The sequence below is a fragment of the Paraburkholderia xenovorans LB400 genome (assembly GCF_000013645.1).
Classification (GTDB): Bacteria; Pseudomonadota; Gammaproteobacteria; order Burkholderiales; family Burkholderiaceae; genus Paraburkholderia; species Paraburkholderia xenovorans.
On the sequence record NC_007951.1, the window covers coordinates 60,718 to 85,632 of the forward strand.

A 24,915-nucleotide genomic window follows, 5' to 3' on the forward strand; every position below is an offset into this window, starting at 1 on the left:
TTGTCAGGTGCTTTGGCGCGAATGTAGCATGGCCGATCGCGAATGGTCGCCGAACCTGGTCAATGCGGGGTTAGCCGTGGCTCGCCCGCATGAAGCGGCCGCCGGGCAGCACGGTGACCTGGCCGGCAAGTTCGAGTTGCAACAAGGTGCTTTGCAGCGTCGCGTCCTCCATCTCGGTGCGGGTAGCGAGAATTTCAAGCGTGGTGGGTGAATGGCCGAGTGCGGTGAGGAGGCGTTCGGCTTCGGGATCGACCGGTCGGTGGGCCGGCGCGGGGTTCGGGGCTGTTGCTGAGTCGGCGGCAGATGTCTCTGCCGTCTGCGCCGTTGCCGGTTTCGGCCGAACCGTTGTCGCGCCATTGACCGCTGGCGCCTTCCCTGAACCGGCATCGTTCCAGAGAATGGCGTGCGCCGGACCCGAAGCCGCCCGCGGTGCTTCCCGTCGCGTGAAGCCCAGTTCCTCCAGCACCTCGTCCGGCGTTTCCACCAGCTTCGCGCCTTGTTTGATGATCCGGTGACACCCGCGCGACAGCGGCGCGTGAATCGAGCCGGGCAACGCAAAAACATCGCGCCCCATCTCGTTGGCGAGCCGCGCCGTGATCAGCGAGCCAGAGCGCATCGCCGCTTCGACGATCACCACGCCGCTGACGAGCCCGGCGATCAGCCGATTACGCTGCGGGAAATTGGCGGCGCGCGCGGGCGTGCCGAGCGGCCATTCGGAGAGGATCGCGCCCTGTACCGCGATCTGCCGCGCCAGCGCGTGATGCGCCGACGGGTACACGAGGTCCGCGCCCGTGCCGATCACGGCGACGGTGCTGCCGACGCCCTCCAGTCCGCCCCGATGCGCGGCGCCGTCGATGCCGAGCGCGAGCCCCGAGATGACGGTGACACCGGCCACCGAGAGCTCCCGTGCGAAGCGCTCCGCGTCTTCGACACCTTGCGGTGTAGCGCTGCGGCTGCCCACGAGGGCGACCGCTCGCGTATGCAGCAGATTCAACCGGCCCTTTATATATAGCAGGGGCGGGGGATCGGGCATGGTCAGCAGTGCCGGCGGGTAAGCGGGGTCGTCGAGCGTGACGATCTGATTGCCGGGTTGCTCGCGCCACGCAATCACCGCGTCGAGCTGGGCGTCGAATTCGGGGCCGGTCGGCGCCAGCGCCGCGCGTGCCGCAGCCTCGCCGGCAATCGCGGCGAGTGCCTCGGGCGCCTGATCGAAGATCGCTTCAGGCAGTCCAAAAGCGCACAGCAGCAGGCGCAGTGCCGCGGGTTTCAGCCCCGGTGCGAGTGAAAGGCGCAGCCACGCGGCGAGTTCAATGTCGGTTGCAGGCAAGGTGCGCATTGCGTGTCGATCCTCCTACTGGGCCAGCGGGCAGGCGGGCGCCATGCTAAAATTTTCATCATCCGAAATAACTGCAGCGCCGCGCCCACCCGCGCGGGCTCGTCGTCTAGCGCATGTAGCGCGTTGAATCGAACCGGTTCGACACCATCTATCCTGTGCGCAACGCGACGAACCCACAACCTGGCCGAATGGCCAACGCGAGCCTTCCACCGGTCAGCGGCGCCTGAAAATCACACTCGAAATCATGGCTTTACTGAACATCATCAATTACCCGGACAAACGGCTGCACAAGATTGCGAAGCCGGTCGAAGCGGTCAACGACCGCATCCGCCGCCTCGTCAAGGATATGGCCGAGACCATGTACGCCGCGCCCGGCGTCGGCCTCGCGGCGACCCAGGTGGACGTGCATGAGCGTGTGATCGTGATCGACGTGTCGGACGACCATAACGAATTGCTTACCTTCATCAATCCGGAAATCATCTGGTCGAGCGACGAAAGAAAGCTGTCCGAAGAGGGGTGTCTCTCGGTGCCGGGCATTTACGACAATGTCGAGCGCGCGGAGAAAGTGCGCGTGCGGGCGCTCAACGAGAAGGGCGAAACCTTCGAGATGGACTGTGAAGGCCTGCTTGCGGTGTGCATCCAGCACGAAATGGATCACCTGATGGGCCGCGTGTTCGTCGAGTATCTGTCGTCGCTCAAGCAGACGCGCATCAAGAGCAAGATGAAGAAGCTCGCCCACGCAATGTAATGCGCGTTCACCTCGCCTACCGCCCCCGTTCATGAGTCATTCGTTGCGCGTCATCTTTGCCGGTACGCCGGAGTTCGCCGCGGCCGCACTGGCCGCGATCCACGGTGCAGGTTTTCCGGTGCCGCTCGTGCTCACCCAGCCGGACCGGCCCGCCGGGCGCGGCATGAAACTGCAGGCGAGCCCGGTCAAGCGCTATGCGCAGGAACATGGGCTCGCCGTCGCCCAGCCGCCTTCGCTGCGTCGCGCCGGCAAGTATCCTGAGCAAGCCGCCGCCGCGATCGGGCAACTGCGCGCCACGCCGCACGACGTCATGGTGGTGGCTGCTTACGGTCTGATCCTGCCGCAGGAAGTGCTCGATATTCCGCCGCTCGGCTGCATCAACATTCACGCGTCGTTATTGCCGCGCTGGCGTGGCGCGGCGCCGATCCATCGTGCGATCGAAGCGGGCGACGCCGAAACCGGCATCACGCTGATGCAGATGGACGTTGGTCTCGACACCGGCGCCATGATCTCCGAAACACGCACGGCGATTTCCGGCGACGACACCACGGCCACGCTGCACGACCGTCTCGCGCAAGACGGCGCGAAGCTGATCGTCGAGGCGCTGGTCGAACTGGAGCGCACCGGCAGGCTGGCGGCAACGCCCCAACCTGCGGAAGGCGTCACCTACGCGGAAAAGATCGGCAAGCACGAAGCCGCGCTCGACTGGCGCCGCCCGGCGGCCGTGCTCGCGCGCCAGGTGCGTGCGTTCGACCCGTTCCCCGGCGGCGTCGGCACGCTGGAAGACGGCACGTCGATCAAGATCTGGGCCGCGATTCCCGCCGATACAAAAGCTGGCGGCGCACCTGGCACGATCGCCGAGGTCACGCCCGAAGGCGTGGTCGTGGCTTGCGGCGAAGGCGCGCTGCGTCTCACGCAATTGCAGAAACCCGGCGGCAAGCGCCTGCCGGTGCGCGAATTCCTGGCCGGTTCGACGCTGGCCGTGGGACAACGCTTTCAACTTCCCGAAGCAAAGTAACACGCTTGCGCATGGCCTGAACATCGTCCGTTCGGCCGATGTTCGAGCCCCGCTGGACAAGCCGGCCGCGCGTTAGAATCCTCCCTGCAACATCCCGCATTTCAAGGATTCTCATGTTCGGCATCACCCATTTCGAATTTTTCGTCGTCGCGGTCTTTCTTCTGAACGTGACGCCGGGTCCCGATACGGCTTATATCGTTGGGCGTAGCGTCGCTCAAGGCCGCGGCGCGGGTCTGATGTCGGCGCTCGGCATCTCCGCGGGCTGCTGCGTTCACTCGCTCGCCTGCGCGTTCGGCTTGACGGCGCTGCTGGCAGCGTCGGCCGCGGCATTTACCGTCATCAAGTTCGCCGGCGCTATTTATCTGATCTATCTTGGTGTGCGGCTGATTTTCGCCAAACCGGCCGCCGATCAGGCGGCGGGCGAAGCGCGCGCGGCCGGCGCGCCCAAGTCGTTGCGGCAGCTTTTCCTGCAAGGCTTCTGGACCAACGTGCTGAATCCCAAGGTGGTGCTGTTTTTCGTGTCGTTCTTTCCGCAATTCGTGGCGCTCGGCAGCGACCACAAAGCGCTCGCCTTCCTCACGCTGGGCGCCGTGTTCGTCGTGATGAGCACGCTGTGGAACAGCCTTGTGGCGTGGGTCGCCGGCAGTGTGACGCGGCGCTTCTCCGGGCGGCCGCTGGTGAAGCAGTGGCTCGACCGCGGCGTTGGCGGCGCGTTTGTCGGCTTGGGCATCAAGCTAGCCACCGCGTCGAGATGATTGAATTTTCCTCGCGCGCCCATATCTAACGTTTCGCTTACAATCAGGCGCCGCGATCACGCGGTGCAGATATGAACCCCGCGTTAGGGCAAGGAGTTGCAGACATGTTCAATTGGGTCAAAACCGCGATGTTGATGGCCGCGATCACGGCCCTTTTCATCGTGATCGGCGGGATGATCGGCGGGTCGCGCGGCATGACGATCGCGCTCGTGATCGCCCTTGGAATGAATTTCTTTTCGTACTGGTTCTCGGACAAGATGGTGCTGCGCATGTACAACGCGCAGGAGGTCGACGAAACCAGCGCGCCGCAGTTCTATCGCATGGTGCGCGAGCTTTCCACGCGCGCCGGCCTGCCCATGCCGCGCGTGTACCTGATCAATGAAGATGCGCCGAACGCGTTCGCCACCGGCCGCAATCCGGAGCATGCGGCGGTCGCCGCCACCACCGGCATTCTGCGTGTGCTGTCCGAGCGCGAAATGCGCGGCGTGATGGCGCATGAACTCGCGCACGTGAAGCATCGCGACATTCTGATTTCAACCGTCTCGGCCACGATGGCCGGCGCCATTTCCGCGCTGGCGAACTTCGCGATGTTCTTCGGCGGGCGCGACGAAAACGGTCGGCCCACGAACCCGATCGCGAGCATTGCGGTCGCGCTGCTGGCGCCGATCGCCGGTGCGCTGATTCAGATGGCGATTTCGCGGGCACGTGAATTCGAAGCCGACCGCGGCGGCGCACAGATTTCCGGCGACCCGCAGGCGCTCGCTTCGGCGCTCGACAAGATCCACCGTTACGCGAGCGGGATTCCGTTTCCCACCGCCGAGCAGCATCCGGCCACCGCGCAAATGATGATCATGAATCCGTTGGCGGGCGGCGGCATCGCGAATCTGTTCTCCACGCACCCGGCTACCGAGGAACGCATCGCACGTTTGATGGAAATGGCGCGCACGGGGCGCTTCGAATAACGCCGCGACAACACCGCGCGCGGCGTTCAGGAAGGCGAGTCCGAGGGCTCGCCTTTTTATGCGGAACGCAAAGGGAAAACGAACGAGCGGCGGCGCTGCTGCCGGATCACCTGATCATCAATTGCATTCACGACGGTTGAGGGTGCCCGGCGCAGGGCCGAACCCGCGCTCGAACTCCAGCCTTTCCTGCGCGCCGTGCACGTGCAAAAGCCAACTCCGGCCGCTGCCGGCTGGCCGCGGCGGTCCGCGCACCGCGCCACGCTACAATGTGTGCTGATTGCGTCGCGCGCTCCGCGCGGCCCGCCTTAGCCTTCTTCATGACCATAAAGCCTTCTTCGCGCACTGCTTCCGCACCGGCGCGTCCGCGCGAATCCCGTTTGTCGATGCTGCATCTCGCGCCCGAGTCGCTCGGCTTCGCGCTCGACTGCGCGGGCCAGGCTGTCGGCGCAGTGCGTCTCGGCGCAGCGTTGCCGGCCGCGCTGCAATCCGTCTTCGTGTCCGCGCCCGAGGGTAGCGTCGCGGCCGCGCGCGGCGCGGTGCAGGACATCGCGTACCGCACCATGCGGCGTCTGGCGACCGCCGAGTGGCTGATCGCGAAGCTGGTGAAAAAGGCGCCGCCGCCGCACGTCGGTCATGTGCTCGCCTGTTCGCTGGCCTTGCTTGTCGACGACGAAGCGAACGCAGCCTACGCGCCGTTCACGGTGGTCGATCAGGCGGTGAGCGCGATCGCCGCGCGTCGTGAATTCGCTTTTGCCAAGGGGCTCGTCAATGCCGTGCTGCGCACTTTCCTGCGTGAGCGCGAGACGCTGTTGAGCGCCGCGCAAGCCGACGAAGTGGCGCGCTGGAACTACCCCGCCTGGTGGATCGATGCGGTGAAGCGCGCATGGCCCGACGCATGGCAGTCGGTGCTCGCCGCCGGCAACACGCAAGGTCCGCTGACGCTGCGCGTGAACGCGCGCCGTTCGACTGTGGACGCCTACCTGCAACTGCTGCAGAACCAGCACATTGCCGCAAGCAAGGCGGGAGACTACGCCGTCAAGCTCGCCACGCCGATGCCCGTTGACCGCATTCCGGGCTTCACCGACGGTGTCGTTTCGGTGCAGGACGCCGGCGCGCAACTCGCCGCGCAACTGCTCGGCGTGCACGACGGTATGCGCGTGCTCGACGCCTGCGCCGCGCCCGGCGGCAAGACCGGCCATCTGCTCGAACTGGCCAATCTTCAGCTCGTCGCGCTCGAAAGCGACGCCTCGCGTGCGCGCCGGATCGGCGAGAACCTGCAGCGCCTCAAGCTCGAAGCGGAAGTGCGGATCGGCGACGCCGGCACGCCCGCGAAATGGCACGACGACATCGACCAGCCATTCGACCGCATTCTCGCCGACGTGCCGTGTTCGGCGTCGGGCATCGTGCGGCGCCATCCGGACATTCGCTGGCTGCGCCGCGCGTCCGACATTCCCGCGCTGGTCGCCGAGCAGCGCCGCATTCTCGACGCGCTGTGGCCGCTCGTGAAACCAGGCGGCGAGTTGCTCTACGTTACGTGTTCGATCTTTCCCGAAGAAGGCGAGTTGCAGGCGCAGTGGTTTGGAAACAAGTATCAGGATGCGGTACGATTGGACGCGCCGGGGCAGCTGTTGCCTTCAGTCGCTCGCGCGCCCGCCGACGCATCGGCCGGTTCCCATGCCGGACAATCCGCTGAAGACAGCGCCGGCGCGAACTCAGACCACGACGGATTCTTCTACGCGCGCTTCCAGAAACGGTGACCATTAAACGCTTCTTCCCGCTTCGGCTCGCTGCCGTGCTCTGGATCGCGCTGGCCGTATGGCTGGCGGCGCCGGGCGTGGCGCATGCTGACTCGATCGCGGTGCAGCGTGCGTCGCTGCAAGCCGACAACACCGGCTGGAACCTCGACGCGCGTTTCGACTTCGACCTGAACAGCAATCTCGAAGACGCGGTCAATAAAGGCATCCCGCTCTATTTCACGACCGACTTCGAATTGAGCCGGCCGCGCTGGTACTGGTTCGACGAGCAGCCGGTGAGCGTGTCGCAAAGCATCCGCCTGTCGTTCCAGCCGCTTACGCGTGAGTACCGCGTGTCGAGCGTGTCGTCCGGCGGTTTGCAGCTCGGCTTCACCACGCTCAAGGATGCGCTCGCGGTCATCAAGCACATCACGTCGTGGCATGTGATAGACCGCAATGACGTGCACGCCGGGGAGAACTACACCGCATCGGTGCGTATGCAGCTCGACATCGCGCTGATGCCCAAGCCGTTTCAGATCGACGCGGTGAACAACCGCGACTGGAATCTCGCATCCGAATGGAAGCGCTTTACCTTTACGGTGACCGAACGTGCTAAATAAAGTGCGCTCCGCCACCAGTGTCAGCAGCATCGTCGTGCGCGTGCTGGTGTCCACGGTCGCGGTCACGGCCGTGTTGCTGCTCGTGCTGCTGGCCGCCGCCAGCGCGAACACCGAATTCTTCGACCGCTATTACCAGTGGCTCTATGCGGCCAATCTCGCGGTCGCGATGATCTTTTTGCTGGTGGTGGCGACGCTCGTCATCATCATCATCGCGCGGCTGAGAAAGGGTAAGTTCGGCACGCGGCTCCTCGCGAAACTTGCGTTCTTCATGGCGCTGGTCGGTGTCGTGCCGGGCGGGATCATCTACGTCGTGTCATACCAGTTCGTGTCGCGCAGCATCGAGTCGTGGTTCGACGTGAATGTCGAAACCGCGCTCACGTCCGGCCTGAATCTCGGGCGCGGCATGCTCGACGCGTCGCTGTCCGATCTGCAGACCAAGGGCCGTTTGATGTCCGAGCAGCTCGCGAGCGCGGACGCCGCCGGCACCACGCTCACGCTGCTGCGTCTGCGCGATCAGTTCGGCGTGCAGGATGCGACGATCGTCGAACCCACGCGCAGCATGTCGGGTGCGACGCCCGATATGCACGTGGTCGCGCAGGCATCCGGCAACTACGCGACGCTCGTGCCGAACGACCTGCCCACGCCGCTGATGATCGATCAGGCGCGCGGCCGCGGCTATGCGGCGATCGAAGGCGAAGTGGACGGCGATCCTCACGCGCATGGCAGCAAGGGCGTGCTGCGTCTGCGCGTGGTGCAGCGCATTCCCGACTCGAACGCATCGCTGCTGCAGCCCACCGAACGCTTCCTGCAACTCACGCAGCCGGTGTCGCCCTCGCTCGCGCGCAACGCCGATGCGGTGCAGCGCGCGTATCGCGAGTACCAGGAGAAGGCGCTCGGCCGCACGGGTCTGCGCAAGATGTACATTGGCACGCTGACGCTTGCGCTGTTCCTCGCCACCTTCATCGCGATGATGCTGGCGCTCGCGCTCGGCAATCAGCTGGCGCGGCCGTTGTTCCTGCTCGCGCAAGGCACCAAGGAAATCACGGAAGGCGACTACACGCCGAAGCGCGAAATCAAATCGCGCGACGAACTGGGCTTTCTCACGCAGTCGTTCAACGCGATGACACGGCAGTTGTCCGAAGCGCGCGCGGCCGTCGAGAACAACCGCATCGCGCTCGAACATTCGAAGGCGTATCTGGAAAGCATTCTCGCGAACCTGACCGCGGGCGTGTTCGTATTCGACCGGCAGTTCAGGTTGACCACGGCGAATCGCGGCGCCGAACGGATTTTCCGTCAGCCGTTCCAGGCCGTGATGGGTTCGGCGCTGGATCAGATCGGCGTGCTGAGCGAATTCGGCGGCATGGTCCGCAAGGCTTTTGCCGATCGCGAAGCGGCGAGCGGCGATGGTCACGACGATCGCGGCCACTGGCAGCAGCAGTTTTCGGTGCAGGTGCCGGGCGAAACCGAGCCGCTCACCTTGCTCGTGCGCGGCGCGCGGCTCGTCTCGGCAACGGATCGCGATGCGGAAGACATGCAGACGTCCGGCTACGTGGTGGTGTTCGACGATATTTCGGACGTGATCTCCGCGCAGCGATCGATCGCATGGGGCGAGGTCGCGCGGCGGCTCGCGCACGAGATCAAGAATCCGCTCACGCCGATCCAGCTTTCCGCCGAGCGTTTGCAGATGAAGCTCGCCGACAAGCTGTCGCCATCCGACGCCGATGTGCTGAAGCGCGGCGCGACCACGATCGTCAACCAGGTCGCCGCCATGAAGCAGATGGTCGATAATTTCCGCGACTATGCGCGCACGCCGCCGGCGGTGCTCGCGCATCTGCAACTGAATGATCTGGTCAGCGAAGTGCTCACGCTGTACGGTATCGAAGAAGGCAAAGGCGCGATCCAGGTCGAGCTCGCTGCGTTGCCGGCCATTCGCGGCGACGCGACGCAATTGCGTCAGGTGATTCACAACCTGCTGCAGAACGCGCAGGATGCGGTAGCGGACCTCGAGCATCCGCGTGTGTTGCTCGAGACGAGGACAGTAGAATACGGAGACCCCGACGCGGAAGGCAAAGTACGCGTCGCGGTGCGTCTGACGGTGTCGGACAACGGGCCGGGCTTCTCCGCGCGTATCCTCACTCGTGCATTCGAACCTTACGTGACGACCAAGGCCAAAGGTACGGGCCTGGGTCTTGCGATGGTCAAGAAGATCGTCGACGAACACGGCGCGCGCATCGACATCCGCAATCGTATGAAAGCGGGCGATGTCATCGAGGGCGCGCAGATCTCGATCCTCTTCCTTCAACTGGCAGACGATGCCGCGACACCTGGAACAGGGCCGCGTCCGGCGCACGGCGGTGCGTCGCAGGGAAAGACAAAAGCAACAGTGCAGACAAGGGCAGCGTAAATGGCAACCATCCTGGTGGTAGATGATGAAATGGGCATCCGGGAATTGCTCTCGGAGATCCTGAGCGACGAAGGGCATGTCGTGGAGGCCGCGGAAAACGCGCAGGAAGCGCGCGAGTTCCGTTTGCGCCAGGCGCCCGACCTGGTGCTGCTCGACATCTGGATGCCCGACACCGACGGCGTGACCTTGCTCAAGGAATGGGCGGCCCAAGGGCAACTCACCATGCCGGTGATCATGATGTCCGGCCACGCGACGATCGATACGGCGGTTGAAGCAACCAAGATCGGCGCGCTCAATTTCCTGGAAAAGCCGATTGCCTTGCAGAAGCTGCTGAAGGCCGTCGAGCAGGGCCTCGCGCGCGGCAACGCGGCGGGTGCGCCGGGCGGCGCGGCGGCCAAGCCGGTGTCGCCGGTGAGCGCCTCGGCGGTGGCTTCGGCGGCGGCCTTGCCGATGCTTTCCACCGACGGCCTCGGCAGCGGCGCGCTGGCTGCGCAAACTGCCTCGATCTCGTTCGATATACCGCTGCGCGACGCGCGCGATGCGTTCGAACGCGCGTACTTCGAATATCACCTCGCGCGTGAGAACGGCAGCATGACGCGCGTGGCGGAGAAGACCGGCCTGGAGCGCACGCACCTGTATCGCAAGCTCAAACAACTGGGCGTCGATCTCGGCAAAAACAAAGGTGAGTGAGGCCCGTGACCGGCGCAAGTGAGGTCCGGCGCTCCGCTTGCAGATTCCATGCTCACACATTTTTTCGACAAGGGGCTTGCCCCACTGCAGACCCTTTGATATTATTTCGTTCTTCGTTGGCCCGGTAGCTCAGTTGGTAGAGCAGCGGATTGAAAATCCGCGTGTCGATGGTTCGATTCCGTCCCAGGCCACCAGGATTCAGCCCCAGGAAATCGCAAGATTCCTGGGGCTTTTCCTTTGTGCGTCCCTATTGTGATGGGCATGGCGGGCGTCCATTGCTTCGGCTCGTGTGCGCCGCGCGGCGAGGGGCAGCCGGCGGGGTTCGGCGCAGCATGATAAAATCGCGCCAGTTCAAGGACTTGCACGTGAGTGCGTCGCCTGAGTGCCGCGCGGCAACGCCGCCACCAGCACCGAACCCTCGCCCGACGATTAACGGTATAAGCGCCCAGCGACTCTGCATGCGCAAGGCGCGGCCTATACTGCTTTGGGCCGGCAGCAGTGCCGGCACGCGTCGCGCCGCGTTGCTTGCATGGCGCACCTCGCGCAGCGCGACGTGGCACTCTTCATTCACGGAGTTTCACGGTGATCCGCAAAGACGCTAAACGTAGCGCTCTGGTGCTGTTTTCCGGCGGCCAGGATTCTGCCACGTGCCTCGCCTGGGCGCTCGAACGTTATGAAACGGTCGAGACCTTGGGCTTTGATTACGGTCAGAGGCACCGCGTCGAACTGGAATGCCGCGAGGGGTTCCGCAATGCCGTCGTGCGCGCGTTCCCCGCATGGGCAGACCGTCTCGGCGAAGACCATATGATCGATCTGTCGGTGCTCGGCGCGATCAGCGACACGGCCATGACGCGCGAGATCGAGATCGAAGCCACGGCCAACGGTTTGCCGAACACGTTCGTGCCGGGCCGCAATCTGATGTTCATGACCATCGCCGCGGCGATTGCCTACCGGCGTGGTTTGCAGGTGCTGGTGGGCGGCATGTGCGAGACGGATTTCTCGGGCTATCCCGATTGCCGCGACGACACCATGAAGGCGTTGCAGGTCGCGCTGAACCTCGGCATGGACACGCGCTTCCTGCTCGAAACACCGCTGATGTGGCTCGACAAGGCCGACACCTGGCGCCTCGCGCACGAGCTCGGCGGCGCTGAACTGGTCGAACTGGTGCGCGTCGAGACCCATACGTGCTACCTCGGCGAGCGCGCGGAACTGCACGCGTGGGGCTTCGGTTGTGGCGAATGTCCGGCCTGCCGCCTGCGCAAGCGCGGCTACGAAGCGTATCTGGCCGGCGAGAACGTCACGGAGCCGGTCTGACGTTTCCCGCACCGGCGCAGCTAGGGCACACACGGCTCAGGCAACTATTTCAGGAACAAAGGCAGAAAGCAGCATGACTTACGCGGTCAAGGAAATCTTCTACACGTTGCAGGGCGAGGGCGCGAATGCCGGGCGTCCGGCCGTCTTCTGCCGGTTCGCCGGCTGCAACCTGTGGTCGGGCCGCGAGGAAGATCGTGCGGAGGCGGTGTGTCGCTTCTGCGATACGGATTTCGTCGGCACCGATGGCGAGAACGGCGGTAAGTACCGCACGGCTGAAGATCTGGTGCGGATGATCGCGTCGCAATGGCCGCAAGGCGAGGGCGAGCGCTTCGTGGTGTGCACGGGCGGCGAGCCGATGCTGCAGATCGACCAGCCGCTCGTCGACGCGCTGCATGCCGCCGGCTTTGAAATCGCTATCGAAACCAACGGCTCGCTGCCGGTGCTCGAAACGATTGACTGGATCTGCGTGAGCCCGAAGGCCGACGCGCCGCTCGTCGTGACCAAAGGCAACGAACTGAAGGTCGTGATCCCGCAGGACAACCAGCGCCTGTCCGAGTATGCGAAGCTCGACTTCGAGTATTTCCTCGTCCAGCCCATGGACGGCCCTTCGCGCGAGATCAACACCAGGCTCGCGATCGACTGGTGCAAACGCCATCCGCAATGGCGCCTGTCGATGCAGACCCACAAGTATCTGAACATTCCCTGATTTGCCGTGCTGACGATTACACGAAAACTCGAATTCGACGCGGGTCACCGCATTCCCGATCACCGCAGCCAGTGCCGTAATCTGCACGGTCATCGCTATGTGCTCGAAATCACGCTGCAAGGCGATCTGGTCGACACCGAAGGCGCGCCCGACCGCGGCATGGTGATGGACTTCGCCGACGTGAAGTCGCTCGCCGTCGAGCATCTGGTCGACAAGTGGGATCATGCGTTTCTGGTCTATGAAGGCGACACGCAGGTGCGCGGTTTCCTTGAAACGATGGCCGGGCACAAGACGGTCGTGCTCGATCGCATTCCCACCGTCGAAAATCTGGCCGCCGTCGCGTTCGGCATTCTCGCGAACGTCTACGATGCCCACTACGGCGTGAATCTCCGTTTGCACAAGCTGCGTCTGTACGAGACGCCGAATTGCTGGGCCGACGTGATCCGCGACTAGACTCGGCGCCGCCGCATTCCCGCCGCATTCCCGCAGGAAGTCGCGTCGGGTGGCGCGCCAACCCTCGCGTTATTGTCACGGTATGATCGCTCCGATAACCACACGGAGCGAGACATGCCGGTCACCGCATTGCGTCGCAGCAGGCATCCAGGCCACCACGGCCTGAGCCATTGTCTTTCTCTTTCTCTAGCCCGTCACGCCGGCATTGCACGTTGCGGTTCGGGCGGCGCATGTCATCGCCGCTGCGGAGCGCGGCGATGAGCAGCCTGACCAATCCCCTCAAGCAGCGCCTCAAGGAAACCGGGCCGCTGTTCGGCCTGTGGCTCTCGCTCGGCAGCGATGCCGCGGCCGAAGCGCTCGCGCACGCCGGTTACGACTGGCTGCTGATCGACATGGAGCACGCGCCGAACGATAGCGGCGACGTCGCCTCGCAATTGCGCGCGATCGCCGCCGCGCATCTGCCGAGCGAACCGGTGGTGCGCGTGCCGGCCAACGAGGCATGGCTCGTCAAGCGCGTGCTGGATGCCGGCGCGCGTACGCTGATGTTCCCGAATATCGAGTCCGCGGACGAAGCGGCGCGCGCCGTGCGTCTCACGCAGTATCCGACCGCCGGCGCGCTCGACGGCGAGCGCGGCGTTGCCGGCGTGGTGCGGGCCGCGGCCTACGGCATGCGGCGCGATTACGTGCAGACCGCCAACGCGCAGATTGCGACCATCGTGCAGATCGAATCGGCGCGCGGCTTGCAGGAAGTCGAAAAGATCGCGGCGACGCCGGGTGTCGATTGCCTGTTCGTCGGACCGGCCGACCTCGCCGCGAGCCTCGGTCATCTCGGCGATTCGAAGCACGCCGACGTGCAGGCCGCGATGGCGCGCATCGTCAGCGCCGCGGACAAGGCGGGCATTGCCGCCGGGATTTTTGCTATGGACGTCGCGAGCGCAAAGCAGCATCGCGACGCCGGTTTTCGTTTTATCGCTCTGGCCGCCGACGTCATGTGGATGTTGCGCGCGACTCGCCAGGCGTTGCAGGAGGTGAGGTCATGAAGGGGATGGTGCAGTGCGTCGTGGTGCGTCTGGCGCTCACGGCGGCGTTGATGGCGAATGTGGCGGCGTATGCGCAGGACCGCGTCGCGAAGTCGGACGATCCGGAGACGCAAACCGCCGTCGCCGACTACAACGCCGGCAATCTCGGCGCGGCGCTGGCCGAGTTTCGCAAGGCCGCCGAGCGCGGCAGCCGGCTTGCCGAGTTCAACTACGCGATGATGCTGCTCAACGGCGAAGGCACCCCGGCCAATGTCGATGAAGGCAAGAAGTGGCTGCGCAAGGCTGCGGACGCCAACATGTCGCACGCACAATACGTGTACGGCAAGATGTACGACGATGGCGAGTTCGTCGGGCGCGATCCGGTGGAGGCGCACCGCTGGTTTCTGAAGGCGGCCCAGCAAGGGCATGTGCAGGCGGAGTTGGCGCTGGCCAATCAGTTCCTCGACGGGCGCGGCACCGAACGCGACAACAGGCAGGCGTTCGTCTGGTACAAGAAGGCGGCGCAAGGCGGCGACATGACCGCGCAATATGTGACCGGCTCGTTCTACGAGCGCGGCGGCGACGGCGTGGACAGGAATCTCAACGTGGCGCGCGCCTATTACGCCGCGGCGGCGGCGCAGGGCGATCCGGCGGCGCGACTCAAGTATCAGCAGCTCAGCGCGCAGTTGCGCGATCAGAAGGAAGTGAAGCCGCAGTAAATGAACAGGGGGCGCTCCGTGATGATGGTGCGCCCCCTTCGGCTTGTGTAGCGATGTTTCGGGCCATGTTCGCGCTCTGCAACATGCCCACCGCACTTGCTAGCTCTGCATCAACCGCTTCTGCCGCGCGATGCTCATGATGAGGCCGATGGCAACCCCCAACGTGGTCAGCGCCGTGCCGCCATAGCTCATGAACGGCAACGGCACGCCGACCACCGGCAGGATGCCGCTCACCATGCCGATATTCACGAATGCGTAGGTGAAGAACGCCATTGTCAGCGAGCCGGCCAGCAGGCGTCCGAATAGCGTCGCGCCATTGGCCGCGATATACAGCCCGCGCGCGATCAGCAGCATGTACAGCGTGAGCAGCACGATGCCGCCCGCCAGTCCGAACTCTTCGGAGAACACCGCGAAGATGAAGTCGGTGTGCTTTTCGGGGATGAACTCCAGATGCGCCTGCGTGCCCTTCAGCCAGCCTTTGCCGAACGCACCACCCGAGCCGATCGCAATGACGGCCTGGATGGTGTGGAAGCCCTTGCCGAGCGGGTCGGAGGTCGGATCGAGCAGCGTGCAGATACGGTGCTTCTGATAGTCGTGCATCAGCGGCCATTGCACTTCGGGCTGACAGATCTTGTCCTGGAAGGCGGCGATGGAGCCGACCGCGATCACGCCTGCAATCAGCACCGGCACGATCAGCTTGAAACTCAGACCCGCGAAGTAAATCACGAAGAAGCCGGCCGCGAACACCAGCACCGCCGTACCGAGGTCGGGTTGTTTGGCGATCAGGCCGACCGGCACTGCGAGAATTAGCAGACCGACCAGAAAATCGTACCAGCGCATCACGCCTTCGCGGCGCTGGTAGTACCACGCAAGCATCAGCGGCGTGGCGATCTTCAGGATTTCAGACGGCTGGATCACCACGCCGACATTGATCCAGCGCTTCGCGCCCTTGCGCGTGAGGCCGAATAGCGCCACCGCGACCAGCAACGCAATCCCGAATGTGTAGAGCGGGACCGCGAAGCGCATCAGCGTGGTGGGCGGAACATTGGCGAGCGCCCACATCAGCACGAACGTCAGCATGATGTTGCGCAACTGGTCTTCCACGCGGCCGGGGACGTCCAGACTCGCGCTGTACAGCGTGACGATGCCGACGCACAAAAGCAGAAACACGATCAGTGCGAGCGGACGGTCGAAGCCCGCGAACATCCGCTTGATGCGATCGAGCCAGGCGCGCTTGTCGAATTGCATGCCTTTCTCCTTACTCGTCGATGCCGCCGGAAACCGGCTGGCGTGGCGACGTGGCCTGAATACCGTCATCGCGCGACGGTGCCGCGGCGCTCGGCGCCGGCTCGCTGGCCGGACGGGGTTTATGCGGGGCGCCGGATTTACGCGGCGTCGGATTCTTTGCGGCAGCGGACGTGGAGGCGGCCACGGGCGCCGACGCGGCAGCAGATGCCGAGGCCGATGCCGCGCTCGCCGCCGAGGCAGCCGCCGCAGCGGAGGCCGCCTCTGCGGCCGAAGCCGCACCGGGAATCGGCAGGGCAGTGAAGCCCGCAGCGACCTTGACCGGCTGCACCGCCTCCTGTGGCGCCGGTGCGCCGCCGACTTCGGGCGCGGACGCGTCTTCGGTTGCCGATGCCGCTGCCTCGATGGCCGCCGCCTGAGCGCCCGGTTTGTTCTTGCCGACGAGGTAGTAGTCGAGCACCTTCCGCGCGATCGGGCCCGCCGCTTCCGCACCCCAGCCGCCGTTTTCGACGATCAGCGCGAGCGCGATCTTCGGCTGCTCGGCCGGTGCGAAGGCGATGAAGAGCGCGTGGTCGCGCAGATGTTCGGCGATCGCGTGGCCCTTGTAGTTCGCGCCTTGCAGCGAGTAGACCTGCGCCGTGCCGGTCTTGCCGGCCGCCTGGTACGGCGCGCCGACGAATAGTTTCGACGCCGTGCCATTGGTCACGACGCCTACCATTGCGCGCTTGATGATGTCGATATCCGATTGCTTCACCGCGATCCTGTCGCTCGGATCGCGCACGACCGGCCGGGTCTCTTTGGTGATCGGGTTTTCGATGTCGCGCACGAGGTGCGGCTTCATCACGACACCGTTGTTCGCGAGTGTGGCCGTGGCGTGAGCAAGCTGGAGAATGGTGAACGAGTTGTAGCCCTGGCCGATGCCGAGACTGATCGTCTCGCCTTCATACCACCGTTGCTGTTCGGGCTTGCGGTACGCCTTGCGCTTCCATTCGGTGGACGGCAGGATGCCGCGCGCCTCGCCCGAAATGTCGATGCCGGTGATCTGGCCGAAACCCCACGGCTTCATGAAGTTGGCAATATTGTTGACGCCGAGATCGTGCGCGAGCATGTAGAAATACGTGTCGTTCGACACCACGATTGCGCGGTTCATGTCGACCCAACCCTGGCCCGAACGCACGTCGTTGCGGAACGTGTGACCGCCGAAGGTGTACGAGCCCGGATCCTGGAAGCCCCAGCCCGGCGTGCGCTTATGCAGTGTGAGCGCGGCGAGCGCCATGAACGGCTTGTAGGTCGAGCCGGGCGGATAGGTGCCGTGCAGCGGCCGGTTGAGTAGCGGATGGTCGGGCGAATTGTTGAGATCGTCCCACGTCTGCTGGTCGATGCCGTCGACGAACGAATTGGGATCGAAGCTCGGCGCGGACACGAACGCGAGCACGTCGCCCGACGATGGCTCGATGGCGACCAGCGCGCCGCGCCGTCCCGCGAAGGCCTGCTCGGCGACCTGCTGCAAGCCGATATCCAAAGACAGCACGAGGTTGTTGCCCGGCGTTGCCTGGGTGCGCGACAAGGTGCGCACCGGGCGGCCGCCGGCGGTCACTTCCACTTCCTCGAAACCGGTCTGGCCGTGCAGTTCGGTCTCGTAACTCTGCTCGACGCCGATCTTGCCGATGTAGTCGGTGCCCTTGTAGTTGTTCGCGTCCAGCCGCGGATCGTAGTGGTCGGGATCGCTGTCGTTCTGGTCGCTGGCGTCGTCGATACGGTCCTGATCGCGCTGCGAAATCCGGCCGATGTAGCCGATCACGTGCGCCGCCGTCGGTCCGAGCGGATATTGGCGGAACAGGCGCGCGCGCACTTCCACGCCGGGAAAACGGAAGCGCTGCGCGGTGAAGCGCGCGACTTCGTCGTCGGTCAGGCGGGTGCGGATGGGCAGGCTCTCGAAGTTCTTCGAGTCTTCCTGCAGCTTCTTGAAGCGGCGGCGGTCGCGCGCGTCGATCGAGACGACGGTGGCCAGGTTGTCGATCACGTTTTCGAGCGAGTCGTTCAGCTTCGAGGGCGTAATTTCGAGCGTGTAGGCCGAGTAGTTCTTGGCCAGCACCACGCCGTTGCGGTCGGTGATGATGCCGCGGTTCGGTACGATCGGCGCGACGGAAATGCGGTTTTCATCGGCTTGCAGCGAGTATTTGCTGTAGTGCCAGACCTGCAGGAACAGGAACCGGAAGCCGATCAGCCCGAAGCAGACGAACACGAACAGACCCGCCGCCGCGACGCGCAGGCGGAACTTCGAGAGCTGTTGCTGGGTGTCCTTGAATTCGGTCATGCGATTCTGCAAAAGGCCGGATGACGGCCATGATGAGTGTGCGCCTTTTCCGGCCGGAACCGGAAGGCATGAACTGCGATGCGCGTCGAGCGGGCCGGCAACGTGGGTTCCATCAGAACGGCCGGCGGGCCCGATGCGTGATCAAATTGGCCGGGTATCGTCCGGATCGGCCGGGCGGCGCTGCGGCATCAGCAGCAGCATGCTGGCAATCGGCCACAGCGCGGCTTCGACGAAACCGTCGATCAGATAACCCCAGCCTGGAAACGCCGCGCCCGTGAGCAGACGGATCACGAACGGCACCAGTTGCGCGACCACCAGCAACGGCATGACCGCGAAGGTCTGCACGCCGAGCGACATCCACAGCACGCGGCGGTGGATGGTAATCGCGCCGTACGACAACAACGTATACGCCAGTGCGTGCTCGCCGAGCAGGCTGGCGTTGTGCACGTCCATCAGCAAACCCAGCAAAAACGCGATGCCCATGCCGACCTTGCGCGGCTGGTGCACGTTCCAGAACAGCAGCACGAGCGCCACGAAGTCCGGCACGCCGACAAGGCGCCCCCACGGCATCAGGTTCAGCAGGAACGCCGCGGCGAGGCTGAACGAAATGAAGTACGGATTGACCGGCTGCAGAATGTATTGCGGACGGTTCATGGCTGCGCCCCCGGCGTGGCTTGCGGCTTCGCGTTCTTCTCGGCGGCCGGTTTCTTTTCGGCGGCGGACTTCTTCTCCGCGGCTGCGGGTTTGGCCGGCGCCTTTTCGGCGGGCCTGGCCGTTGCGGGCTTCTCGGCTGCGGGTTTTTCGCCCGCTTTTGCCGGAGCTTTGTCCGCCGCGGCTTTGCCGTCCGCGGGCTTGCCGCCCTTCTTCGCTTTCGCGTCTTTTGCGGCCGTGGCTGCGTCGGGCTCTTCGGCGGGACGCGGCGGCACATTGTTCACGTAATGCAGCACCAGCAACTGACGCGCGCCGCGCACCGGCGCGACCGGCAGGCAGATCACGCGCGCGAACGCCGTATCGGCCTGCTTGTCGACCCGCACCACCCTGGCAACCGGCAGGCCCGGCGGATACACGCCGTCGAGTCCGCTCGTGACGAGTTCGTCGCCGGACTGGATGTCGGCGCTGATCGGCACGAAGCGCAGATCGAGCGTGTCGCCCTTCGGCGTGCCGTAAATCACGCTGCGCAAGCCGGTGCGCACGACCTGCACGGGCACCGCCTGATCCTTGTCCGTGAGCAGCGTGACTTCGGCTTGCAGCGGGAAGACGCGTGTCACCTGGCCGATCACGCCGTCTTCGTTGACGACCGGCGAACCGTTCTGGATGCCTTGCTGCGCGCCGCGGCCGATCACCACCTTCTGCGTGAAAGGATCGCGCGTGTCGTACTGGATCTCGGCGGGCAGCGATTGCGTGGTGGAACGCTGGGACAGTTGCAGCAGCGCCCGCAAATGCGCGTTTTCGGCGGCCAGTTCGGCGGCCGTATTCGCTTGCTGCGAGAGTTGCAGATCTTTGGCGCGCAGCTTGTCGTTTTCGCTGCGCAGCGTGGCGCTGGTCACGGCCAGGTCGGCCGCACCCACGAACATGTCGCGTGGCACGAGCGCCGCGCGTTGCAACGGATAAAGACCCGCGCCGAGCACGCCACGCACGATTTCGAGCGTTTTGAAGCGGGCGTCGGAGATCAGCAGGGCAAGCGCGAGCACGACGAAAAACACGAGTCGTGCGAGAGCGGACGGTCCTTGCTTGAACAGGGGCGGCGGACTGTATTCCATGGTCGGCGCCGGGGGCGTGAGCGGTTGGGTGAGACGGCGGCGCGCTAGGAGCGCGCGTTCAGCAAGCGGAGGCTGGCAGGCCCAGCCAACGGCAAACCGGCCCGCAAGGGGCCGTTTGCCAGATCCGCGCTACTGACATGGAGACGGGCTCGCTTACTCGTACGAGAAGATGCTGCCCAGCTTGTCCATGCGTTCGAGCGCCATGCCCGAGCCGCGCACAACGCAGGTCAGCGGGTCTTCGGCGACGAGCACCGGCAGGCCGGTTTCTTCGGCGAGCAGGCGGTCCAGATCGCGCAACAGCGCGCCACCGCCCGTGAGCATCATGCCGCGCTCGGCGATGTCCGCGCCGAGTTCCGGCGGCGTCTGTTCGAGCGCGATCTTCACCGACGACACGATCTGGTTCAGCGGATCGGTGAGGGCTTCGAGAATTTCGTTGCTGGAGATCGTGAAGCTGCGCGGAATGCCTTCCGACAGATTGCGGCCCTTCACTTCCATTTCCTTGACTTCGGAACCCGGGAAGGCGGAGCCGATTTCCTTCTTGATGGCTTCGGCCGTTTGCTCGCCGATCAGCATGCCGTAGTTGCGGCGGATGTAGTTGACGATGGCTTCGTCGAACTTGTCGCCGCCCACGCGCACCGAGCCTTTATAAACGATGCCGCCGAGCGAGATCACGCCGACTTCGGTCGTGCCGCCGCCGATGTCGACGACCATCGAGCCGGTTGCTTCCGACACCGGCAGGCCGGCGCCGATGGCGGCCGCCATCGGTTCTTCAATGAGGTAGACCTGCGAAGCGCCCGCGCCGTGCGCGGCTTCCTTGATCGCGCGGCGTTCGACCTGGGTCGAACCGCACGGCACGCAGATGATGATGCGCGGCGACGGCGAGAACATGCGCGATTCGTGAGCAGTTTTGATGAACTGCTTGATCATTTGCTCGGTGACGGTGAAGTCGGCGATCACGCCGTCTTTCATGGGGCGGATCGCCTCGATGTTGCCCGGCACCTTGCCGAGCATCTGCTTGGCTTCCTTGCCGACTGCCTGAATGGTTTTCTTGCCGTTGGGACCGCCTTCCTGACGGATCGAGACCACCGACGGTTCATCAAGAACGATGCCCTTGCCACGCATGTAGATGAGCGTGTTGGCCGTGCCGAGGTCAATGGCCAGATCGTTGGAGAAGTAGCTGCGCAAAAAACCGAACATTCAAAATCCTGTCTCGCTTGGGGCCGGGCCTCGCAACGTATGCGCAGGGCGGCAGCGGAAAAAATAACAGCTTCAACCGGGCGGAAGCGGCGCCACAGGAACTTGAAGCTGCGAGGGAGTCTACCGGAGGCCGGTGCAAAGCCAGGCCAGAAAATTCCGAACGATCTTTGGGAATAGTTCAGAAAGGCCTTGGTAAGTCGGTCCGGGTTTGGGTCGAACGCGTAATGATACCTTATAATTTTGGATGTTTTGAAGGAAACGGGCGGCACTTTTTGCCGCCGCTGGCCCCTTTTTCGAGGGCTTCCTCCAGCGTCGTAACCCGCTGTCGCAGCGCTGTTTTTGTGTGCTGCGGCGGTCCACCACATTTTCCGGTGACTGCATGGCTCTGACCCTGACCGATGTAAAACGTATCGCGCATCTTGCGCGGCTCGAACTGGCCGACGCCGAAGCTGAGCACACGCTCGTTCAGCTCAACGATTTTTTCGGCCTCGTCGAGCAGATGCAGGCGGTCGATACCACCGGCATCGCACCGCTTGCCCACCCGATCGAGCAGATCGAAGACGTCGCGCTGCGTCTGCGCGACGACACGGTGACCGAAACGGTCGAACGCGAAGCTTTCCAGCGCCCGGCGCCGGCCGTGCAGGACGGTCTGTACCTCGTGCCGAAGGTGATCGAGTAATACCCGCGCATCGGGCCCGGCGCGGAGTGCGGGGCAGCTTTCCTTCGACCTGCCGCCGTGCGGCATATCGACTCGTGGCCCCGGCGCTCGCGTGACCGTCGTCTCCGGCTTTCTCGGCTCGGCTTGCCGGCGGGCAGCCGAATGCCTCCACGGCAGCGTGACTGCGCTGCCGCGCTCTTCAGGATAAAACGCAATGCATGAAAAAAGTCTGACCGAACTGCGCGCCGCCTTGACGGCGAGGGAATGCTCCGCAGTCGAACTGGCGCAGCTCTATCTGAAGCGGATCGAAGCGGCCAACAGCCTGAACGCATTCATCCAGGTCGACCCCGATCTGACGCTCGCGCAGGCAAAAGCCGCGGACGCGCTGCTCCATACCGGCCACGCCGGCCCGCTGGTCGGCCTGCCGATCGCGCACAAGGACGTGTTCGTCACCAAAGGCTGGCGCTCCACGGCCGGCTCGAAAATGCTGTCCAACTACGAGAGTCCGTTCGACGCGACCGTGGTCGCGCGTCTGCAGAACGCCGGCATGGTGTGCGTGGGCAAGACCAACATGGACGAGTTCGCAATGGGCTCGTCCAACGAGAATTCGTACTTTGGTCCCGTGCAGAATCCGTGGGACGTCAAGGCCGTGCCGGGCGGTTCGTCGGGCGGTTCGGCGGCGGCCGTGGCCGCGCGCCTCGCGCCCGCTGCAACCGGCACGGATACCGGCGGTTCGATCCGTCAGCCGGCGTCGTTTTCCGGCATCACCGGCATCAAACCCACGTATGGCCGCGTGTCGCGTTACGGCATGATCGCGTTCGCCTCGTCGCTGGATCAGGGCGGGCCGATGGCGCGAAGCGCCGCGGATTGCGCCACGCTGCTCAACGCAATGGCCGGTTTCGACGGGCGTGATTCGACCAGCCTCGTGCGTGACGACGAAGACTACACGCGCTACCTCGGCCAGCCGTGGAAAGAAGACGGCGCCGGCAAACCGCTCGCCGGCCTGCGCATCGGCCTGCCGAAAGAGTATTTCGGCGCCGGTCTCGCCGACGACGTGCGTGCCTCGATCGACGCCGCGCTCAAGCAATACGAAGCGCTCGGCGCCACGCTGGTCGAGGTTTCGCTGCCGAAAACGGAGTTGTCGATCCCGGTGTACTACGTGATCGCGCCGGCGGAGGCTTCGTCGAACCTGTCGCGTTTCGACGGCGTGCGCTTCGGCCATCGCGCCGCGGAGTATCGCGATCTGCTCGACATGTACAAGAAGTCGCGCGCCGAAGGTTTCGGCCCGGAAGTGAAGCGCCGCATTCTGGTCGGCGCCTACGTGCTGTCGCACGGCTATTACGACGCGTACTACCTGCAGGCGCAGAAGATCCGCCGCATTATCGCGCAGGACTTCCAGGAAGCGTTCAGACAGTGCGACGTGATCATGGGGCCGGTCGCGCCAACGGTGGCGTGGGATCTCGGCGCGAAGGGCGACGATCCGGTGCAGATGTATCTGGCCGACATCTATACGCTGTCGGTGAGCCTCGCCGGTTTGCCGGGCATGAGCGTGCCGTGCGGCTTCGGCGCGGGCGCGAATGCGCAGCGTCCGGTAGGTCTGCAGATCATCGGCAACTATTTCAATGAAGCCCGGATGCTGCAGGTGGCCGACGCGTTCCAGCGCGCGACCGACTGGCACCGCAAAGCACCGGCAGGAGTGTGAGCACCATGACCAAGCAATGGGAAGTCGTGATCGGTCTGGAGACCCACGCGCAACTGTCGACCCACTCGAAGATTTTTTCGGGCGCCTCGACGCAATTCGGCGCTGCGCCGAATACGCAGGCCTGCCCCGTCGATCTGGCGTTGCCGGGCACGTTGCCGGTGATGAACCGCGGCGCCGTGGAGCGCGCAATCCAGTTCGGCCTCGCGATCGGCGCGACAGTGGCGCCGCGCAGCATCTTCGCGCGCAAGAATTATTTCTACCCCGATCTGCCCAAGGGCTACCAGATCAGCCAGTACGAAATCCCCGTCGTGCAGGGCGGCCAGGTGACGATTCAGGTGCCGGCCAATGAAAAGGCGAATACTCCGGCGTACGAAAAGGTCGTCAACCTCACGCGCGCCCACCTCGAAGAAGACGCGGGCAAGTCGCTGCACGAAGACTTCGCGGGCATGACCGGCATCGACCTGAATCGCGCCGGCACGCCGCTGCTCGAAATCGTCACCGAGCCGGAAATGCGCAGCGCGGCGGAAGCGGTCGCCTACGCGAAGACGCTGCATACGCTCGTCACGTGGCTCGGTATCTGCGACGGCAACATGCAGGAAGGCTCGTTCCGCTGCGACGCGAATGTATCGGTGCGTCCGGTCGGTCAGGCGGAATTCGGCACGCGTGCCGAGATCAAGAACCTGAACTCGTTCCGCTTCCTCGAAGAAGCGATCCAGTACGAAGTGCGCCGTCAGATCGAACTGATCGAAGACGGCGGCACGGTGGTGCAGGAAACGCGTCTGTACGATCCGGACAAGCGCGAAACGCGCTCCATGCGCAGCAAGGAAGACGCACACGATTACCGCTATTTCCCCGATCCCGATCTGATGCCGCTCGTGATCGACGCGGCGTGGGTCGAGCGCGTCAAAAGCGAAATGCCGGAACTGCCGGTTGCGATTCAGCAGCGCTTCGTCACGCAATACGGTTTGACGCCGTACGACGCCAACGTGCTGACGTCGAGCAAGGCAATGGCGGCGTACTACGAAGCGGTGGTGAGCAAGCTCGGCCCGGCCAACGCCAAGGCCGCGGCGAACTGGCTGATGGGCGAAGTGTCGTCGCAACTGAATCGCGAGGACCTCGACATCGCTGCGAGCCCGGTATCGTCCGCGCAACTTGCGCTGCTGCTACAGCGTATCGCGGACGGCACGATCTCCCACAAGATCGCCAAGGAAATTTTCCTGTCGATCTGGGAAGAGAAAGCCACCGACGAAGCCGCCACCGATCGCATCATCGAAGCGAAAGGCCTGAAGCAGATTTCGGATACCGGCGCGCTGGAAGCGATCATCGACGAAGTGCTCGCCGCGAATCAGAAGTCGGTCGAGGAATTCCGCGCCGGCAAGGAAAAGGCGTTCAACGCGCTGATCGGCCAGGCCATGAAGGCGACCAAGGGCAAGGCCAATCCGGCGCAGGTGAACGAACTGCTCAGGAAGAAGCTGTCCTGAACTGAAGCAGGGTTGAAAAAAGTACGGCCGAAGCGTTCGCGCTTTGGCCACCGCGGGCTGTTGCCGGAAACGAAAGTG

22 protein-coding genes and 1 tRNA gene are annotated in these 24,915 nt (G+C 64.4%); 17 read left to right on the forward strand and 6 right to left on the reverse strand.

Going from position 1 to position 24,915, the window contains the following annotated elements; genetic code table 11:
- Positions 1–70 precede the first annotated feature (70 nt).
- A complete protein-coding gene (gene dprA, locus BXE_RS00225; RefSeq protein WP_011486441.1) occupies positions 71–1,336 on the reverse strand; it encodes a DNA-processing protein DprA in 1,266 nt (421 codons plus the stop codon).
- Between the two features lie 244 nt (positions 1,337–1,580).
- Here dprA and def point away from each other — a divergent pair, with 244 nt between their 5' ends.
- From def to BXE_RS00295, 14 genes are all read left to right on the forward strand, one after another.
- The gene (def, locus tag BXE_RS00230) at positions 1,581–2,084 is read left to right on the forward strand and encodes a peptide deformylase (protein ID WP_011486442.1); all 504 of its coding nucleotides are present in this window, start codon (positions 1,581–1,583) and stop codon (positions 2,082–2,084) included.
- 31 nt (positions 2,085–2,115) lie between these two features.
- Positions 2,116–3,102, forward strand: coding sequence for a methionyl-tRNA formyltransferase (gene fmt / locus BXE_RS00235; protein WP_011486443.1), 987 nt, complete (start codon positions 2,116–2,118; stop codon positions 3,100–3,102).
- 113 nt (positions 3,103–3,215) lie between these two features.
- On the forward strand, positions 3,216–3,857 hold the full coding sequence (locus BXE_RS00240; RefSeq protein ID WP_011486444.1) for a LysE family translocator: 642 nt from the start codon (positions 3,216–3,218) through the stop codon (positions 3,855–3,857).
- Between the two features lie 104 nt (positions 3,858–3,961).
- A complete protein-coding gene (gene htpX / locus BXE_RS00245; RefSeq protein ID WP_007179712.1) occupies positions 3,962–4,819 on the forward strand; it encodes a zinc metalloprotease HtpX in 858 nt (285 codons plus the stop codon).
- A gap of 317 nt (positions 4,820–5,136) precedes the next feature.
- The gene (rsmB, locus tag BXE_RS00250; protein ID WP_038457111.1) at positions 5,137–6,576 is read left to right on the forward strand and encodes a 16S rRNA (cytosine(967)-C(5))-methyltransferase RsmB; all 1,440 of its coding nucleotides are present in this window, start codon (positions 5,137–5,139) and stop codon (positions 6,574–6,576) included.
- Positions 6,573–7,172 (forward strand): DUF4390 domain-containing protein, encoded by a 600-nt coding sequence (locus BXE_RS00255; RefSeq protein ID WP_011486447.1) that lies wholly within the window; start codon positions 6,573–6,575, stop codon positions 7,170–7,172. Before rsmB ends, BXE_RS00255 begins: the two co-directional genes overlap by 4 nt.
- Positions 7,162–9,576 (forward strand): sensor histidine kinase, encoded by a 2,415-nt coding sequence (locus tag BXE_RS00260; protein WP_038457109.1) that lies wholly within the window; start codon positions 7,162–7,164, stop codon positions 9,574–9,576. Before BXE_RS00255 ends, BXE_RS00260 begins: the two co-directional genes overlap by 11 nt.
- Positions 9,577–10,266: a response regulator transcription factor EsaR gene (gene esaR / locus BXE_RS00265; RefSeq protein ID WP_011486449.1), complete on the forward strand. Its 690-nt coding sequence runs from the start codon at positions 9,577–9,579 to the stop codon at positions 10,264–10,266. It begins immediately after the preceding gene.
- A gap of 118 nt (positions 10,267–10,384) precedes the next feature.
- Positions 10,385–10,460 (forward strand) — tRNA-Phe (locus tag BXE_RS00270).
- Between the two features lie 388 nt (positions 10,461–10,848).
- The gene (gene queC, locus BXE_RS00275) at positions 10,849–11,580 is read left to right on the forward strand and encodes a 7-cyano-7-deazaguanine synthase QueC (protein ID WP_038457106.1); all 732 of its coding nucleotides are present in this window, start codon (positions 10,849–10,851) and stop codon (positions 11,578–11,580) included.
- Positions 11,581–11,653: 73 nt separating this feature from the next.
- The gene (queE, locus tag BXE_RS00280) at positions 11,654–12,286 is read left to right on the forward strand and encodes a 7-carboxy-7-deazaguanine synthase (RefSeq protein ID WP_011486452.1); all 633 of its coding nucleotides are present in this window, start codon (positions 11,654–11,656) and stop codon (positions 12,284–12,286) included.
- Between the two features lie 6 nt (positions 12,287–12,292).
- Positions 12,293–12,739 carry a 6-carboxytetrahydropterin synthase QueD gene (gene queD / locus BXE_RS00285; RefSeq protein ID WP_011486453.1) on the forward strand — a complete coding sequence of 149 codons (447 nt, stop codon included), beginning with the start codon at positions 12,293–12,295 and terminating at the stop codon, positions 12,737–12,739.
- A gap of 257 nt (positions 12,740–12,996) precedes the next feature.
- Entirely contained in the window at positions 12,997–13,779 is a 783-nt protein-coding gene (locus BXE_RS00290; protein ID WP_011486454.1) for an HpcH/HpaI aldolase family protein, read from the forward strand.
- Positions 13,776–14,477: a tetratricopeptide repeat protein gene (locus BXE_RS00295; protein WP_011486455.1), complete on the forward strand. Its 702-nt coding sequence runs from the start codon at positions 13,776–13,778 to the stop codon at positions 14,475–14,477. The genes BXE_RS00290 and BXE_RS00295 overlap by 4 nt, the downstream gene beginning before the upstream one ends.
- Before the next feature lie 99 nt (positions 14,478–14,576).
- On the opposite strand, the gene rodA is transcribed toward BXE_RS00295, so the two are convergent.
- The 5 genes from rodA to BXE_RS00320 form a co-directional block, all read right to left on the reverse strand.
- Positions 14,577–15,725, reverse strand: coding sequence for a rod shape-determining protein RodA (gene rodA / locus BXE_RS00300; protein WP_011486456.1), 1,149 nt, complete (start codon positions 15,723–15,725; stop codon positions 14,577–14,579).
- Between the two features lie 10 nt (positions 15,726–15,735).
- On the reverse strand, positions 15,736–18,039 hold the full coding sequence (gene mrdA / locus BXE_RS00305; protein ID WP_011486457.1) for a penicillin-binding protein 2: 2,304 nt from the start codon (positions 18,037–18,039) through the stop codon (positions 15,736–15,738).
- A 141-nt stretch (positions 18,040–18,180) separates the two neighbouring features.
- Positions 18,181–18,693, reverse strand: a complete 513-nt coding sequence (gene mreD, locus BXE_RS00310; protein WP_011486458.1) for a rod shape-determining protein MreD — start codon at positions 18,691–18,693, stop codon at positions 18,181–18,183.
- On the reverse strand, positions 18,690–19,799 hold the full coding sequence (gene mreC, locus BXE_RS00315) for a rod shape-determining protein MreC (RefSeq protein ID WP_011486459.1): 1,110 nt from the start codon (positions 19,797–19,799) through the stop codon (positions 18,690–18,692). Before mreC ends, mreD begins: the two co-directional genes overlap by 4 nt.
- Positions 19,800–19,952: 153 nt before the next feature.
- On the reverse strand, positions 19,953–20,996 hold the full coding sequence (locus BXE_RS00320; RefSeq protein ID WP_004189550.1) for a rod shape-determining protein: 1,044 nt from the start codon (positions 20,994–20,996) through the stop codon (positions 19,953–19,955).
- 379 nt (positions 20,997–21,375) lie between these two features.
- On the opposite strand from BXE_RS00320, the gene gatC reads away from it, so the two are divergent.
- From gatC to gatB, 3 genes are all read left to right on the forward strand, one after another.
- Positions 21,376–21,675 carry an Asp-tRNA(Asn)/Glu-tRNA(Gln) amidotransferase subunit GatC gene (gene gatC / locus BXE_RS00325; protein ID WP_007179698.1) on the forward strand — a complete coding sequence of 100 codons (300 nt, stop codon included), beginning with the start codon at positions 21,376–21,378 and terminating at the stop codon, positions 21,673–21,675.
- Positions 21,676–21,868: 193 nt separating this feature from the next.
- Positions 21,869–23,356 carry an Asp-tRNA(Asn)/Glu-tRNA(Gln) amidotransferase subunit GatA gene (gene gatA / locus BXE_RS00330; RefSeq protein ID WP_011486460.1) on the forward strand — a complete coding sequence of 496 codons (1,488 nt, stop codon included), beginning with the start codon at positions 21,869–21,871 and terminating at the stop codon, positions 23,354–23,356.
- A gap of 5 nt (positions 23,357–23,361) precedes the next feature.
- Positions 23,362–24,837, forward strand: coding sequence for an Asp-tRNA(Asn)/Glu-tRNA(Gln) amidotransferase subunit GatB (gene gatB / locus BXE_RS00335; RefSeq protein ID WP_011486461.1), 1,476 nt, complete (start codon positions 23,362–23,364; stop codon positions 24,835–24,837).
- Positions 24,838–24,915 lie beyond the last annotated feature (78 nt).